Below are 15,256 nucleotides of genomic sequence, written 5' to 3'. Positions count from 1 at the left end.
ACCGTTAGGGTGGAGCCAATGAGCGAACGGCCGATACGACCGCTGCGTAGCGTCAAACAGATCACCCGTGGTTTGGGCGCTCTCGATCGCGAACTGTTCGAGGCGGTCGCCGAGAGCCCCACTCCGCTGCTCGACAAGGCGATGCCGCCGCTGACCCGGGCCGCCGACCATTCCAAGCTGTGGTTTGCGATCGGCGCGTTGTTGCTCGCATCGGGCAAGCACTCGGCGCAGCGCGGCGCCACGCGCGGGCTGGTGTCGCTGGGCGTCACCAGCCTGGTGACCAATCAGGTCGCCAAGCGGGTCCGCCGGCGGCCGCGTCCGCTCTACGATTCGGTGCCGCTGGTCCGGCGGGTGCGGCGACGCCCGACGTCGAATTCGTTGCCCTCGGGGCACTCCGCCAGCGCCGCCGCATTCGCCGTCGGGGTGGGCCTGGAGAACCCAACGCTGGGTTTCGGGTTGGCGTTGCTGGCCAGCCTGGTCGGGTTGTCCCGGGTGGCGGTCGGCGCGCACTACCCGGGTGATGTCGTCATCGGATTCGGCATCGGCTCCGGCATCGCCGTGCTGGGTAGCCGGCTGGTCCCGCCGATCGTCGAGACCGCGTTGCCGAAAACCGAACCACTGCGGGCGGACGTCCCGGAACGTCCCGACGGCGCCGGGGTGGTGCTGGTCGTCAACCCGGCGTCGAACAGCGGCAGCGGTGCCCGCGTCGCCGAGGAGGTTCGCGACCAGCTGTCCGCAGCGGAGATCGTCGAACTCGACCCCGATGACGACCCGGTGCAGGTGTTGCGCGACGCCGCCGAGCGCGCCGAGGTGCTGGCGGTGGGCGGGGGCGATGGCACCGTCGCCGCGGCTGCGGCGGTCGCTGCCGACGCGGGTGTGCCGCTGGCCGTGTTCCCGGGCGGGACCTTCAACCACTTCGCCAAGGACATCGGCTGCGACTCCACCGCCAAGACCATCGAGGCGATCCGGCGTGGCAGCGTGGCCTACGTCGACATGATGTGCCTCAACGAGAGTCAGATGGTGGTCAACACCGCCAGCATCGGCGCCTATCCCGCCTTCGTCCAAGAGCGGGAGAAGCTCGAGAAGCGCATCGGCAAGCCGCTGGCCGGCATGTACGCGATGCTGCACACCTTGCTCAACGGCCAGCCCGTGCGCATCAGCTACGACAACAAGACGCTGCAGACCTCCCTGATGTTCATCGGCAATTCGCTTTATCTGCCAACGGGATTCGCGCCGTCACGGCGCACCCGGATGGACGACGGCCTGATCGACGTGCGCATTCTGGAAACCGGTCGCCGGCTGGCCAGGACCAGGATCCTGAGCGCACTGGCGCTGGGCCGGCTGGAACGCAGCCCGCTCTACCACGAGATGCAGGTGCCGGAGTTCACCTTCACCGCCGTCGACGGACCCACCGTGGTGGCCCATGACGGCGAGATAGGCGAAAAGTACGACAAAGCCACCTTCGCCTCGAAGTACCGCGCCCTGCCGGTCTACCGCCCGCTTCCGCTCATTCGGTGAGATCTCGCACCTGCGCGTAGCGCTCGAGTATCCACGGTGCGGCGTCGGCCGCATACTCGCGTGCCGCGGGTGGTGACCAGGCGGGCGGTTCCGCTGATCCGCTGCATGCCCAGGCCGCCTGCCGCGCCGCACCCAGAGCGACGTATTCGGCTGGGGTGGGCACCAATACGGGCATGCCGAACACGCTCGGCGCGATCTCGCGCACCGCGCGTGATTGCGCCCCGCCACCGATCACCAGGAGGCGGCGCACGCTGACGCCGTGCGCGGTGAGCTGGGCGAGGCCCTCGGCCAGTGCGCACAGCATGCCCTCGACCGCCGCCCTGGCCAGGTTGGCCGGCGTCGCATTGGCGACCCGAAGCCCGTGCAGCGCGCCACTGGCGTTGGGCCGGTTGGGTGTTCGCTCACCTTCCAGATAGGGGACAAGCACCAGGCCCGCACTGCCCGGTGGCGCCGAAAGTGCCAGCCGGGACAACTCGTCGTGGTCGACCCGCAGCATCCTCGCCGCCGCGTCGAGCACCCGCGCCGCGTTCAGCGTGCACACCAGGGGAAGGTAACGGCCGGTGCCGTCGGCGAACCCGGCCACAAAACCTTGATCGTCACGTACCGCAGCGGTGGCCACGGCGCACACCACACCGGAGGTTCCGATCGAGACGATCACGTCGCCTGTTACCGCGCCCAGGCCCAGCGCCGCGGCGGCATTGTCACCCAGGCCGGCTCCGAACAGTGTTGCACCGCTGACTGATTCGGAGGGACGCAGCACGCGTGGCAGTGCCGGACTGCGCCCCCGCAGCGCCAGTTCGAGCAGGTCGGCGCGGTACCGGCCGGTCTCGGCGTCGAAGTAACCGGTGCCGCTGGCGTCGCTGCGGTCGGTGGTCAGTGCCGCAGGGTCGGACTCGCCCCGCAGCCGCCAGGTCAGCCAGTCGTGCGGCAGACACACCGCCGCCGTGCGGTCGGCGTGGTGAGGTTCGTGGTCGGCGAGCCAGCGCAGTTTCGCGACCGTGACCGCGGCCAGTGGTACCAGTCCGACGGCGTGCGCCCACTCCTGCGGTCCGCCCAGTTCGTCCACCAGGTCGCGTGCTGCCCCAGCCGAGCGCACGTCGTTCCACAGCAGCGCGGGGCGCACGACTGCACCGGCGGAGTCCAGGCACACCATGCCGTGCTGCTGTGCGCCGACCGATACCGCTGCCACGTCGTCGAATCCGCCCGCCGCGGCGATCGCCTGCCCCGCCGCCGATTCCCATGCGGCCGGGTCTATTTCGGTGCCGTCGGGGTGGGCGGCCCGGCCCTGGCGAAGCACCGCGCCGGTATCGGCGTCGCACACCAGAACCTTGCAGGACTGGGTCGAGCAGTCGATGCCGGCGACCAGGGTCACGTTCGCAACAGCTTCGCGACCGTCGCGCGGGCGCCGTCGCGGTGCAGCGAGTCCAGCGTCCACAGATAGGGCTCCACGAAGCGGGGTTCCTCGATCAGATTGCCGAAGATGGACCTGTTGGCCAGAAACGCCGAAGCATCGGTGCGCTGCGAGCGGGCGATCGGAATCAGCGTTTCCGCCCGCGGATCCACCACGTCGATCGGGCGGCCCTGCTCGTCGACCCCCTCGGCGTAGCGGGCCCAACTGGCGACGATGGCCGCGGACAACTGCACCGGGCCGCCGGAGCGCAGGTTGTCGCGGACCACCGGCAGCAGCCACTTGGGGATCCGGTCCGACGATTCGGCGCACAGGCGGGTGACCGTGTCGCGGACGTGGGCGTTGGCGAACCGGGGGAGCAGCCCATCCTTGAACTCCCGCAGCCCGGGCACCGGCGTGAGTGTCGGCATCGCCTCGCAATCCATATAACGCCAGAGGAATTCGGCGAACAGCGGGTCCTGGGCGGCGTCGTGCACTAAGCGGTACCCGGCCAGATATGCGAAGTAACAGAGGCCTTGATGGCTGGCGTTGAGCAGCCGCAGCTTCATCGCTTCGTATGGGGACACGTCCTCGGCGAACGTGACGCCGGCCCGGTCCAGGGGTGGCCGCCCGTCGGCGAAGTCGTCCTCGAGGGCCCACATGGCGAAGGGTTCGGTGATCACCGGCCAGGCGTCGTCGACTCCGAATTCGGTTGTCAGGCTTTCGATCACGTCGGGGGTGGTGGCCGGTGTGATCCGGTCGACCATCGAGTTCGGAAACTTGGTGTTCTCGTCCATCCATTGTGCGAGTGCGGGATTGGACGTTTCGGCGTAGGAGGTGAACGCCTGCCGGGCGATGTGCCCGTTTCCGACGATGTTGTCGCAGGACACGATGGTGGGGGATTTCAGGCCGCGCAGGCGCCGCCGGTTCAGCGCCTCGGTCACCAGAGCGAAGACGGGACTCAGCGGTTCGTTGTATCCGCCTTCGGTGATGGTCAGCGTGATGATGCGTACGCCGGGATCGGCGAGCAGCTCGATCACCGACTCGGGATCATCTGGCGCATAGCGGAAGTCGATGATAGAGCCGATAATTCGAGGTTCCCGGGTGCCGTCGGGATGTGCCAGGGTCAGGGTGTACAGATGATCCTGGTCGCGCAGCGCGTCGCGCATCCGGCGGTCGCGGGGCAGCACCCCGACCCCGCAGATTCCCCACTTGCGTGCGGTCCCCTGACTGAGCAGCCGGTCGACGTACATGGCCTGATGGGCGCGGTGGAAGCCGCCGACACCGAAATGCACGATGCCCACCTTGATCCGGCTGCGATCGTAGGTGGGTTTCGGAATCTGCAGCGCGCTCAGGTTCTGTGCGTTGAGTTTCATGCCGGAAACTCGCTGCCGTGGCGACGGTAGGCGGACGGGGGCAGGCCCCACGCGCTTCGGAATGCCCGGGTGAACGAGCTGGCGCTGTCGAAGCCGACCCGGGTGGCGACCTGCAGCACGCTCAACTCCGAGTCGGCGAGCAGCGCCGCCGCCCGCATCAGGCGGGCTTGTTGCGTGTAGTCGCGCCAGGTCATCTGCAACTCGCGATGACACAATCGCCGCAACGAACGTGACGACATGCCCGCAGCGGCGGCGGCGTCATCAATAGTAATGTCCGACAACGTATTCCGCGTGTGCTTCAACGCCAGGGCGAGTTGCGGATGAGTGGTCGTCGGGAGGCTGAACGGGCTCTGCGAAGCCAGCAGCTCGGCCAGTAACTCGGCGAAGCAGTGGAAGTACGCCTCGGCCACCGGGTCGGACGAATCCCGGTTGATGGGCCACCGGCAGGAGTAGATGATCATCTGCCGGATCAGGGGCGAGACCATCACGATCCCGGCGCCCGGCCGGCTGGGCTGCAGGTAGACCGGGTGCAGGAATATGGAGACCGAGCGCACCCGGGTGTCGATGGTGCTGATGTGTCCCAGCCCCGCTGGGATCCACGCGGCCTGCCGCTCGGACAACACGTACGCGCCGGCATCGGTCTCCACTTCCAGGACGCCCTGCACCACGTACTCCAGCTGGTGCAGGTCGTGGGCGTGGCGCGCGGTCGTGACGCGCTCGCCCTCGTAGACGAACGCGCCGGCCCTGCAGGCGCCACCCTGCCGCATATCGATCAATACCGGAGTGTCCGCGCAGGACAAGACTGTGGCCGTCTGTGCAGAGAATGTCATGACTCTCCGATGGTACGACTGAGTGTCATGTCAGCGCAGTCGTTTACGCCCGCCGCGGGAAACCCGAAGTACACCAGGTACTACGACGCCGTGATCGCGCTGCTCACGCGCGAAGACCGGTGGCGATGCGCCGCCATCGCGCAGCTCGCACTGAAGCCGCGTGACACTGTCGTCGATATCGGCTGTGGCACAGGATCATTGGCGATAAGGATGAAGCAGCAGCAGCCGGACGCCCGAGTCGTCGGGGTGGACCCCGACCCCCAGGTGCTGGCGATAGCAGAAGCGAAGGTGCGCCGGGCCGGAGTCGAGGTCGAGTTCGTTCAGGCCATGGGTGACCGGGCCGTCGAGCGGATCGGACCCGGCATCGCCGACAAGGTGGTGTCCAGCCTGGTGTTGCATCAATGCCCGGTGCCGATGAAGACGGCGATCATCGGCACCATGTTCGCACTGCTGCGGCCCGGCGGCGAACTCGTGATCGCCGACTTCGGGGTACAGCGCGATGCACTGATGCGCCTGGGTTTCCGGATCGTGCAGTTCGCCGACGGCAAACAGGACACCCAACCCAACGCGGACGGAATCCTGCCGGGGTTGATCGCGCGGGCCGGTTTCGCCGATGTCGCCGAAGTGTCGGCGACCAGGACTGTTTCCGGGTCCATCTCCCTGTACCGGGCAACGCGACCGGTTTCGGCGGACCAGGCGAGCCGCTAATGTCAGACGATGTACCTTGCGCGACCGGCAAAGGCGCTGGCGATCCTGTGTTCGGCGACCGTTCTGGTTGCCGGCTGCCACTCGAAACCACCGACCTCGAGTTCGGACGCGCCGCCCGGTGCCGGCTCCGCACCTCACAACACGCCGGTGCCGGCCGGGGTGCTGTTCAGCACGGCGGTGCCGTGGAACGTCGATGTCTCCGGCGCCGCAAAGTCGGGCCGCTCGGATGCGATCATTCATGCGCTGAGCGCGGCGGGCGGCTGGGGAACCGGAGGGCTGCAGGCGGATTTCTCCATCCCGGTGTTCTTCGCCGACGGTAACGCGCGCCGGATGCAGGTGGTCGGCACCGACGAATACTGCTACGACGGGCCGGATTGCGACTCCGTACCCGCCGAGATGCCGGTGCCGGCGAACGCCTACTTCGAAGGTTCGTCCAGTCTCACGTGTGACACCAGCGGTGCCACTCAAGGCCAGGAAGACTGCCATCTGCTGGTCGTCGACCGGGGCCGGCACACGCTCTATGAGATCTACCACGGTGGCCGGTCCGGGGAAGACCTTACGGCGCAAGGCTTTTTCACCTGGGACCTCACCAGGGACTATCCCGATACCCTGCGCGGCGACCAGTGCACCAGTGCGGACGCGGCGGGTTTCCCGATCGCGGCCATGACCCCCACTGCCGACGAAGTCGCTTCCGGCGCAATAAATCACGCGATCCGCTTCATTCTCCCCAATGACCGGATGAAGGCCGGCGTCTACGTCCGGCCTGCTACCCATGCAGGCGGGCCGGCCAGCACCGACCCTAATGCGCCGCCCTACGGCGTGCGGTTCCGGTTGCGCGCCGGTTTCGACGAGTCACACTTCTCCGCCTCCGAGCGGGTGGTGATCGCCGCGCTCAAGAAGTACGGCATGCTGCTCGCCGACGGCGGTCAGGTGCCGCTCACTTTCGCCGACGATCGGACGAGCAGTAAGAAGTGGTCCGAATTGGGCATCACGGCACAGTCTTTCAACAACATCGGCGTGGAGGAGTTCGAAGTTGTCAACCTCGGCGCTGACGTCCCGCTCACCTACGACTGCATCCGCAACGAATGACCGGGGTCAGCCTTTGGCCAGGGTGAACTGCGCGACGTCGGTGTAACCCTCGCGGAACAGGTCGGCGCACCCGGTCAGGTACTTCATGTACCGGTCGTAAACCTCTTGCGACTGAACGGCGATGGCCTCGTCGCGGTTGGCTTCCAGCGCGCTGGCCCAGATGTCGAGGGTACGGGCGTAGTGCGGGCGCAGCTGCTGCAACCGGTTGAGCGAGAAGCCCGCTCGCTCGGCGTGCTCCTGGACGGTCTTGGCGGCGGGGAGGTCTCCGCCCGGGAAGATTTCGTCCATGATGAACTTCATGAACCGCAGCTTGGTCATGGTGATCGGCAGCCCGCGTTCGGCGAACTCCTCCTCGCTGGGCTGGATGATGGTGTGCAGCAGCATCACACCGTCGGCGGGAAGCGCCTCATAGGCCATCGCGAAGAAGTCGGTGTAGCGGTCACGCCCGAAATGCTCGAAGGCGCCGATGGATACGATCCGGTCCACTTTTTCGTCGAACTGTTCCCAGCCCTGCAGCAGCACGCGCTTGCTGCGCGGACTGGGATGCTCGTCGAGCCGTCGCTGGGTGTGCGCTTGCTGGTTGCGGCTCAACGTCAGGCCAATCACGTTCACGTCGTACTGCTCGAGCGCGCGGATGATCGTCGTACCCCAGCCGCAACCGATGTCCAGCAGCGTCATGCCGGGTTCTAATCCGAGCTTGCCGAGTGAGAGGTCCACCTTGGCGATCTGCGCCTCTTCGAGCGACATGTCGTCGCGCTCGAAATATGCGCAACTGTAGGTGCGCGTCGGGTCCAGGAAGATCTTGAAGAACTCGTCGGAGAGGTCGTAGTGCGCTTGGACGTCCTCGAAATATGGCTTCAAAGTATCGGATTCATTCTTGTTCTCAGGCATTAGGGCAACTTTCGACTCGACTCCCCCGTCGAGCGTAGCGTCGCGTGATCCAAGCCCGATTGACCTAGACCATGCTAACCCTTCCGGGAGACCGCTGCGGACGCGCGGCCGGGAAGCGGCTCCCGCGACACGTGATGATGCATCGCGACGCGCGGTCCACGCCCGGAAACCGGGACGGTTCCGTCGTGTAGCCGAAGGATCCGGCCACCGATCTGGATGTAGGAGTCGGGCCGCCATATCACCTGTTCCCACGGGGTGATCCGGGTCCACCCGGGCTGCCCCGGCTCGCGGACGTACACGCCGTTGGTGGAGCCGCGGTCGACGACGATGACCTCGCCGCCGAGTATGCAGACCTCCACGTGGGCCCGGGACAACAGGCCGGCCGGATCCTCCAGCGTCACCGGGCGCAGCCCGCGCTGCGCGGCGGCCGACCCGTGCGGGTCACGGCCGATGACGCAGTCGCGGTTGATCTCGAAACGGGAACCGTCTTCAAGGACGGCCCACCGCTTGGTCTGCGGCGAAGCCACCGACGGCGCATACCCGGCCTGCGTCGGACGCAGGATGGCTCCGTCGCCCGGCACCGTGCCGTCGGCGATCCGGTACACGCCGTTCGGCTGGACACCCGCGCGCGAGCGCTGCCCCAATCCGTCGACGGCGATGACGGCGGCCACCGCGGGCATCGGCACCGAGTAGTGCACCAGGCGACCGCGGCCGTGCAGCAGCGTCCGGTCGTCGCCCTCGTCGAGCACGACGGTGATGCTGCCGCAGAGCAGGATTTCCAGGCCGGCCGACGTGGGCGTGACGATGCCGACGTCGACCAGGGTGTGGGTCCAGGGCTGGCGGGAGAGCTTGGCGAAGGCGCTGACCAGCTTCTCCGGGTCGGTCCGCCGGACCATCTCGGAGAGGGCCGCCAATTGCTGCGCGGCGACGGAGTTCTCGGTGAGCGCCGTCCGCTCGCGGTGGGCCACCACGATGACGGTGCCGTTGACGTTGGCCACCAAGTGCGCACCGGGGATGACTTCGACCTCAGTCGATGGCACGGTCGACGGCCCGGCCGAGACGTGTTCCCCGGCCGCTTGGAGCGCGGCCGCGACGGCGAGGTCTTCGGCCGGCGCCGCTGCTGCGGCTTCCGGGGTGTCCCCTGGGACGTGCGCCGGAGTGTCCTCTGGGGCAGGGGTTTCGCTGATGCCGATGCGAGAGTGCAACCAGCGCAGCGGTCGCGGCGCCCACCAGTTCAGGTCACCGGCAACCCGCAGGAATGCCGGCACGACGACGCCGCGGATGATCGTCGCGTCGATGACGACGGCCAGCGCCGTGCCGATGCCGAACATCTTCATGAACGACAATCCGTTGGCGAACGAGATCAGGGTGATGGTCAGCAGCAGCGCGGCGCTGGTCACGATCCGGCCCACCCGGCCCAGCCCGATGACGGTCGACGCGTCGTTCGACAAGCCCGAGTCGCGGGCCTCCTTGATCCGGCTGAGCAGGAAGATCTCGTAGTCCACGGACAAGCTGAAGGCGATGGCGCAGAGCAGGACCACCATCGACGGGTTCAGCGGCGCCGGTGTGAATCCCAGCAGCCCCGCCAGGTGGCCGTCCTGGAAGACCCAGACCAGGACACCCAGCACCGCGCTGAGCACCAGCAGGTTCAGCAGCAGCGCCTTCACCGGCACCACCACGCTGCCCGTGAACAGGAACAGCAGGATGAAGGTGGCGACGGCAATCAAGCCGATGGCCAGGGGGAGCCGGTCGGCGATCGCGGCGCGGCTGTCGATCAGGGTGGCGGTCGGACCGCCGACCTCGACCTGGTGGCCGCTGATCTTCGCGCGGATGTCGTGCAACAGGTGCTGGGCCGTGTCCGAGTCCGCCTGCACCGACAGGTAGACGAACGCGTAGCCGGCCCCGGATGCGGCCGGCGTCGGTCCCACCGGCTGGCCGTGCTCGTACCGGCCGATGGGGCCGTTGACCAGGACGACACCGTCCATGCCCGAGACGTCGGCGGCAAGCTTGGCGAGCACGTCGGCGTCGTTGCGGGTGACCAGCGTGATCGCCTGGGAGGGATCCAGGGTGAAGTCGTGCTGCAGCGATTCGGCCACCAGACGGGCACTGGATTCAGTGGGCAGGGCGCGCTCGTCGGGGGTGGCGTACTGGGCGTGCAGGAAGGGGACTCCCAGCGCGAGCAGCGCCGCGACCACCGGCAACGCGTACAGCAGCGGGCGCCGGGTGACGACCTCGGCGAAACGCCGCCAGAACAGCGAGTCGGCCGACAGCGGCACCTTGCGGCGGATGACGGCCAGCGAGTCGACACGCTTGCCGAGCAGGGTCAGCAGCGCCGGCAGCACCACAATCGCGCTGAACGCCGACAGCAGGACGGTGGCGGTGGCGGCCAGCCCGACCGACCGCAGGAAGTAGGTGGGGAACACCAGCAGGCTGGTCATCGCCAGCGTCACCGTCGCCGCACTGAACAGGATGGTCCGGCCGGCGGTGTTGACTGTGGCGATGATGGCCTGATGGTGCCCCTTGCCATTGGCACTTTCCTCCCGGAACCGGGACACCATCAGCAGGCCGAAGTCGATCGATAACCCGAGCCCGAATGCGGTGGTGACCGTCAGGGCGTGCACGGACACGTCGGTGATCGTCGTCATGAGCAGCAGGACCGACAGGGTCGAGACGATCGAGACGACGCCGACCACCACCGGCAGCGCCGCGGCGATGAGACCGCCGAACACGACCACCAGCACCGCGAGCGAGATGGGCACGGCGATGCTTTCGCTCGTCTTGAGGTCGTGCTTGACCTTGTCCCGGATCTCCTGCTGCACGCCCAGCGCACCGCCGGCGCGCACGGTGATGTTCGGGTCGGTGGGCAGGTGGGCGATGATCCGCTTGGCCGTGTCCGCGGCCTCGTCCGCGGTTCCGCCGACGTGCACCAGGATCAGACCGGAGCGGCCGTCCTTGCTGCGCAGATCGCCGGCGCCCTCGTCACCGAAGGCCCTGGTGACCTTTGCCTTGGGTTCGGAGGCGATGAGCCGCAGCACGCGGTCCCGTACCGGTGCCACATCGGGCGCCTCGACGGTGCCCTCGTGCGGAAGCAGCTGGATGACCAGGTTCGAAGTGGTGCCGAAATGCTGGTCCAGGAACTCCTCGGCCTGCGACGATTCCGCGGCCGGGTCGGTGTTACCGCCCGTCCCCAGCTTGTCGGACACCGAGCCGCCGAGCACGACGCTGATGCCGAGCAGAACCAGGACCGCCGCCAGCACCGCCTTCGGGCGCCGCACGGTAAAGGTGGCCAAGTGCCTCAACATGTCCCTCGCCTTTCCCCTTGATGGCAGGAGTCTGTCGCGCCGGCCTTGGGGCTTTCTAAAGGTCCGCTGCTGTCAGTTGCGCGGCTCGCCGGCCAGCCAGAGGCGGACCAGGCAGCGTCGCGCGTCGGCCTCGGGTGCATCGACGAAGCTGCGGCGGTTGTGCAGCGTCGCGTGGTTGTCGGCGAAGAAGACGTCCCCGGGGTTCAGGGTGAATTCGACGTGGTGAGCCGGGTCGTTCAGGGCCCGGTCCAGAGCGTCCAGTGCCTGGCGCTGGCGGTCGGTCATGGGCCGGCCGCTGCGGTAGTGGCCCAGTTCGATGTGCAGACGGTTGTACCGGATGCGGACACCCTCGCGGGTGTCGGTGAACACCGAGCCGTATGTGAACGGGTCTTCGCCCGGCTGGGTCTCGTGCGAGCGGTCGAAGCAGAATTCGCCGTAAAGTTCCTCCACCAGTTCGGGATTCGTCGCCAGCAGGGCGTTGTACGCGGTGTGGCCGCTGACCATCACCGACTCGCCCCCGGACACCGCCTTGCGCAGGCACAGCAGGCCGAGCACGTCGGGCCGGCTGCCGGCGTAGGCGCAGGCTGAGTCGGTGTGAAAGATCAACTCCGAGTTGGTTTTAGAACCACGCGCCTCGGCAAGCGTCTGACCGGTGTCCTGCACCAGGTAGACGCGGTCGCCCTGGCGGTTCTGCGGTTGCGGGCCGCCCAGATAGGTGCCCGGGCCCCAGTACAGCATCGAGGCTTCCTCGTCCGACCAGTCCTGCAGCGGCAGGCCGCGCAGCACGCAGAACCCCGGGCCCAGGCGCAGGCAGTGCCGGATCCCGCCGGCGATCTCCACCAGCTCGGGCTCCTGAAAGTCCGATGCCACAATGGTTTGCAGGCGCCGGCCGCGACGGCGCAGCCGGTCGCGGATGCGCAGGCAGGCCGCGGCGTGCTGCGGCTCGACGGCGATCATGTAGTCCCAGGCGTCCAAGCCGGCGTGATCCCACACCGTCGGTGCGGCGATCGGCCGCCGCCGGCTTACCTGCTGCTGTGTGCCATTCGATGTGAGCATCTCTTCATCCCCTCTCGTCCGGCCGAGATGCGTTTCTATGAGCTTGGCGAGAGTCGCTTGAGAAATTCTTGGAGTTAGACGAGCCAGCTCGGCTGGGCGATCTGGAAGCGGTCAGCGGCGTAGCGCTTCAGGGCAGCCGGACTGAAAAAGACGCGTTGGCCTGGCCTCGTCGAGGACAAGTGCTCGCGCGGAACGGAGTTCTGCTTCCGCTCTTGCCAACTCGACCTGCGCGGCGGGGTCCTCGGCTATCGGGTGCGACGTCCCGGCGCGCACCTTCATCACCGGGGCGCTCACCGACGCCCTGATCAAGCGGTGACGGGGACCAGTTCGGGGCGCACCCGGGCCGCGGGGGCGCGGTGCGGCGTGAAGCGGATGAACATCTTGGCCACGAACGGTGCGGCGACCAACATCAGCACCACCCGAATGACCTGGGACGCCATCACGAACGTCACGTTGGAGCCCGAACCTGCGGCGGTGCCGAGCACCGCGTAAACCCCACCGGGGCTGGTGGCCAGGTACCCGTCGAGCATGCTCAGGCCGGCCGAGTGGGCGAGCACCACGCCGAGGCCGGCCGCGGCGACATTCAGGACCATGATCAGGGCGAACGCGCCGGGCAGGATCCGGCGAATCGCCCGCAGCGACTCCCGGTCCAGCGCCAAGACCGTCTGCAGCACGATCAACACGATTCCGGCCTGGAACAACAGCATCGGAACCGCGAGTCCCTTGGCCAGGCCGGCGAACTCCAGGCCGATGGTGATCACCATCGGGCCGATCAGCCCACCGCCGGGCAACCGCAGTCGGCGACCGGCCACCGCGCCGACCAGCACGATCGAGGCGATCAGCGGAAGCGTGACATACCAAGGCAGAGAACCGCTCTCGGTGACCTGGGCGGCGTGGGACGGAGTGCTGTGGTAGAACGCCGTGGCGACGACGGGCATGGCGGCGGTGATCAGGGCAACGCGCAGATATTGGACTGCCGCGACGACCCGGTCGTCTCCGCCGAGTTCGCGGGCGATGGCGACCAGTCCGGCTGAGCCTCCGGCCACCAGCGCGAGGCCGCCGGTCAGCGGCGTGATGTCGCGGTGCAGGCCGAGTAACGCACCGCCCGCGACGCTGAGGACCAGGGTGCTGACGGCGACCGCGACGACGATCGGCCAGTGCGAGCCCAGTGCGGCGAACGAGATGTCGCGCACCATCAGCCCGGTGTACACGCCGAGCACGCCCTGTGCGGCCAGGCCGATTCCCGGCACGGCTTTGGGCGCATACCGCGCCATCGACCAGGCGAAGGCCCCGCAGGCAATGGCCACGAAGAGAAGGTCAATCGGGTTCATGGTGCAGAGCGTTCAGCAGGCGCCTTGGCGGATTCTTGAAACGCAGTACAGGGTGCCGTTCAAGTTAGGTACCGGCCTACTCAATCCGGGCCGCCGCCACCGGCGCACGCTGGGCCGATGGCCGAGGAACTCACCGAGCGTGAGCGGGCACTACGCAGGTTGCCGTTGCCGTACTCGTTGGCGCTGCGGCTGCGTGACGCCGGTGTGGCGCCGGAGGTGATCTGCGAGTACGTCGGCGTCGAGAACGCCTTTCTCGACGGTTTCTATCGGGTCGCCGAAGCGAAACTTGTTGCCCTGCAGAAGTAAAGGAGCCCCACTATGACCCTGGCTATCGAACAGGCGGACCTCGCGGCCTTGCCCCAGGCCCCGAGGAATCCGTTGCCCTACCGAAAGCAGATGCAGGCGGTGCGCTCCTACATCGACGGTATCCAGCAGCTCATCGACGCGGGCGGGCCTGTGACCCGAATCGCGTTGGGACCGCGATGGCTGGTCCCGACCATAGTGGTGATCGCCTCACCCCAGGGCGCCCGCGACGTGCTGGGCCGCACCGACGAGATCGCCGACCGGGGTCCCACGCCCGCCATGCTGCAGATGTACCGGCTGATGGGCGGCAACCTGTTGAACCTGCCCCACCAGCGCTGGTTGCCGCGGCGCCGCACCCTGCAGCCGATGTTCACCAAACACCACGTGGCACGCTACGCCGGGCACATGGCAGCGGCAGCACAGTCGGTGGTCGACCGCTGGGCCGACGCCAAGACGGTCGACCTGGACGCCGAGTGCCGGGTACTGACGTTGCGGGCGCTCGGGCGCTCGGTGCTGGGCCTGGATCTCGACAACCGGGCCGACGCCATCGGCCCGGCGTTGCGCGACGCACTCGGGTGGGCTGCCGACCGCGCAGCGAGGCCGGTCAATCTGCCGCACTGGTTGCCCACCGCTGGTCAGCGGCGGGCGCGTGCCGCCAACGCCTACCTGCACCGGCTCGCCGCCGAGATCCTCGGTGCCGTTCGTGCCGATCCTTCGCTCGATGCACCACTGGTACGCGCGCTGGTTGCCGCGACCGATCCGGCCACCGGGCGCCGGCTCTGCGACGCCGAGATCTGCCATGAGCTGGTGCTGTTCATGCTCGCCGGGCACGACACCACCTCCACCACCCTGACCTACGCGTTATGGGCGCTGGGTCACCATCCGGACCTCCAAGAGCAGGTCCTTGCCGAAGTGACGGCGCTGGGGCACCGGCCGCTGCGTCCCGAAGACGTGCCCCAGCTCGGCTACACCGTGCGGGTGCTCCACGAGGCGTTGCGGCTCTGTCCGCCTGCCGCGGGAACACCGCGGCGGCTCAACACGGACCTGGCCGTCGACGGTTACCGGATCGAGGCCGGCACCGTCGCGGTGGTCGACTTCTATGCCCTGCACCGCGATCCGCAGTTGTGGGACGATCCGCTGACATTCGACCCCGATCGGTTCCTGCCCGAACGCTCCAAGGGCCGCAGCCGTTGGCAATATCTGCCGTTCGGCGGTGGACCGCGCTCGTGCATCGGCGACCACTTCGCGATGCTCGAGGCGACCCTGGCACTGGCCACGATCATTCGCGCGGCGCGAATCGAGTCGATAGGCGATGACTTCCCGTTGGCAACGCCGTTCACAGTGGTGGCCGCCGCACCCATTTACGCCGAAGTCGCCGTTCGCAGCCGTGTGTGAAATGCGTTATTCCCTGCAACAGGGTGCCGACTTCGGGGAGTCGATCAGGTGACCTGTAGGGCGTGTCGGC

The 15,256-nt window shown here is 67.8% G+C and carries 13 protein-coding genes; 5 read left to right on the top strand and 8 right to left on the bottom strand.

The window, feature by feature from the left end:
- The first annotated feature begins 18 nt into the window (after positions 1-18).
- Complete coding sequence (locus QXH22_RS10770; RefSeq protein WP_306275562.1) at positions 19-1,518, top strand: bifunctional phosphatase PAP2/diacylglycerol kinase family protein; 1,500 nt, start codon at positions 19-21, stop codon at positions 1,516-1,518.
- Here the strand turns inward: QXH22_RS10770 and xylB are convergent.
- Genes xylB through QXH22_RS10755 form a run of 3 tightly spaced genes read right to left on the bottom strand, consistent with a single transcriptional unit; the run spans position 1,508 to position 5,111 of the window.
- The gene (gene xylB / locus QXH22_RS10765; RefSeq protein ID WP_306275561.1) at positions 1,508-2,890 is read right to left on the bottom strand and encodes a xylulokinase; all 1,383 of its coding nucleotides are present in this window, start codon (positions 2,888-2,890) and stop codon (positions 1,508-1,510) included. The two genes, QXH22_RS10770 and xylB, sit on opposite strands and share 11 nt — an antisense overlap.
- Complete coding sequence (locus tag QXH22_RS10760) at positions 2,887-4,281, bottom strand: mannitol dehydrogenase family protein (protein ID WP_306242971.1); 1,395 nt, start codon at positions 4,279-4,281, stop codon at positions 2,887-2,889. The genes xylB and QXH22_RS10760 overlap by 4 nt, the downstream gene beginning before the upstream one ends.
- Positions 4,278-5,111, bottom strand: a complete 834-nt coding sequence (locus QXH22_RS10755) for an AraC family transcriptional regulator (RefSeq protein WP_306275560.1) — start codon at positions 5,109-5,111, stop codon at positions 4,278-4,280. Before QXH22_RS10755 ends, QXH22_RS10760 begins: the two co-directional genes overlap by 4 nt.
- 27 nt (positions 5,112-5,138) lie before the next feature.
- Between QXH22_RS10755 and QXH22_RS10750 the strand changes: the two genes are divergently transcribed.
- Complete coding sequence (locus tag QXH22_RS10750) at positions 5,139-5,819, top strand: class I SAM-dependent methyltransferase (protein WP_306275559.1); 681 nt, start codon at positions 5,139-5,141, stop codon at positions 5,817-5,819.
- 9 nt (positions 5,820-5,828) lie between these two features.
- The gene (locus tag QXH22_RS10745; RefSeq protein WP_306242965.1) at positions 5,829-6,908 is read left to right on the top strand and encodes a hypothetical protein; all 1,080 of its coding nucleotides are present in this window, start codon (positions 5,829-5,831) and stop codon (positions 6,906-6,908) included.
- Positions 6,909-6,914: 6 nt separating this feature from the next.
- On the opposite strand, the gene QXH22_RS10740 is transcribed toward QXH22_RS10745, so the two are convergent.
- The 5 genes from QXH22_RS10740 to QXH22_RS10725 form a co-directional block, all read right to left on the bottom strand.
- Complete coding sequence (locus QXH22_RS10740; protein ID WP_306242963.1) at positions 6,915-7,799, bottom strand: cyclopropane mycolic acid synthase family methyltransferase; 885 nt, start codon at positions 7,797-7,799, stop codon at positions 6,915-6,917.
- Positions 7,800-7,873: 74 nt separating this feature from the next.
- The gene (locus QXH22_RS10735; protein WP_306275558.1) at positions 7,874-11,101 is read right to left on the bottom strand and encodes an MMPL family transporter; all 3,228 of its coding nucleotides are present in this window, start codon (positions 11,099-11,101) and stop codon (positions 7,874-7,876) included.
- A gap of 72 nt (positions 11,102-11,173) precedes the next feature.
- Positions 11,174-12,157 carry a TauD/TfdA family dioxygenase gene (locus QXH22_RS10730; protein ID WP_306275556.1) on the bottom strand — a complete coding sequence of 328 codons (984 nt, stop codon included), beginning with the start codon at positions 12,155-12,157 and terminating at the stop codon, positions 11,174-11,176.
- Positions 12,158-12,268: 111 nt separating this feature from the next.
- A complete protein-coding gene (locus QXH22_RS30465; protein WP_371934181.1) occupies positions 12,269-12,451 on the bottom strand; it encodes a hypothetical protein in 183 nt (60 codons plus the stop codon).
- Positions 12,452-12,462: 11 nt separating this feature from the next.
- Positions 12,463-13,488, bottom strand: coding sequence for an AbrB family transcriptional regulator (locus QXH22_RS10725; protein WP_306275555.1), 1,026 nt, complete (start codon positions 13,486-13,488; stop codon positions 12,463-12,465).
- A gap of 117 nt (positions 13,489-13,605) precedes the next feature.
- Here QXH22_RS10725 and QXH22_RS10720 point away from each other — a divergent pair, with 117 nt between their 5' ends.
- Positions 13,606-13,794 carry a hypothetical protein gene (locus QXH22_RS10720; protein ID WP_306242958.1) on the top strand — a complete coding sequence of 63 codons (189 nt, stop codon included), beginning with the start codon at positions 13,606-13,608 and terminating at the stop codon, positions 13,792-13,794.
- 12 nt (positions 13,795-13,806) lie between these two features.
- Positions 13,807-15,186, top strand: coding sequence for a cytochrome P450 (locus QXH22_RS10715; RefSeq protein WP_306275554.1), 1,380 nt, complete (start codon positions 13,807-13,809; stop codon positions 15,184-15,186).
- Positions 15,187-15,256 lie beyond the last annotated feature (70 nt).

The sequence above is a fragment of the Mycobacterium sp. TY814 genome, from assembly GCF_030755175.1.
Taxonomy (GTDB): domain Bacteria; phylum Actinomycetota; class Actinomycetes; order Mycobacteriales; family Mycobacteriaceae; genus Mycobacterium.
This window is presented reverse-complemented; position numbering and strand designations above follow the sequence as displayed.

Coding starts and splice junctions, on each gene's coding strand:
- QXH22_RS10755 (WP_306275560.1), bottom strand. CDS start 5,111: ATGACATTCTCTGCACAGACGGCCACAGTCTTGTCCTGCGCGGACACT.
- QXH22_RS10750 (WP_306275559.1), top strand. CDS start 5,139: ATGTCAGCGCAGTCGTTTACGCCCGCCGCGGGAAACCCGAAGTACACC.
- QXH22_RS10760 (WP_306242971.1), bottom strand. CDS start 4,281: ATGAAACTCAACGCACAGAACCTGAGCGCGCTGCAGATTCCGAAACCC.
- QXH22_RS10715 (WP_306275554.1), top strand. CDS start 13,807: ATGACCCTGGCTATCGAACAGGCGGACCTCGCGGCCTTGCCCCAGGCC.
- QXH22_RS10770 (WP_306275562.1), top strand. CDS start 19: ATGAGCGAACGGCCGATACGACCGCTGCGTAGCGTCAAACAGATCACC.
- QXH22_RS10730 (WP_306275556.1), bottom strand. CDS start 12,157: ATGCTCACATCGAATGGCACACAGCAGCAGGTAAGCCGGCGGCGGCCG.
- QXH22_RS10720 (WP_306242958.1), top strand. CDS start 13,606: ATGGCCGAGGAACTCACCGAGCGTGAGCGGGCACTACGCAGGTTGCCG.
- QXH22_RS10735 (WP_306275558.1), bottom strand. CDS start 11,101: ATGTTGAGGCACTTGGCCACCTTTACCGTGCGGCGCCCGAAGGCGGTG.
- QXH22_RS10725 (WP_306275555.1), bottom strand. CDS start 13,488: ATGAACCCGATTGACCTTCTCTTCGTGGCCATTGCCTGCGGGGCCTTC.
- QXH22_RS10745 (WP_306242965.1), top strand. CDS start 5,829: ATGTACCTTGCGCGACCGGCAAAGGCGCTGGCGATCCTGTGTTCGGCG.
- QXH22_RS10740 (WP_306242963.1), bottom strand. CDS start 7,799: ATGCCTGAGAACAAGAATGAATCCGATACTTTGAAGCCATATTTCGAG.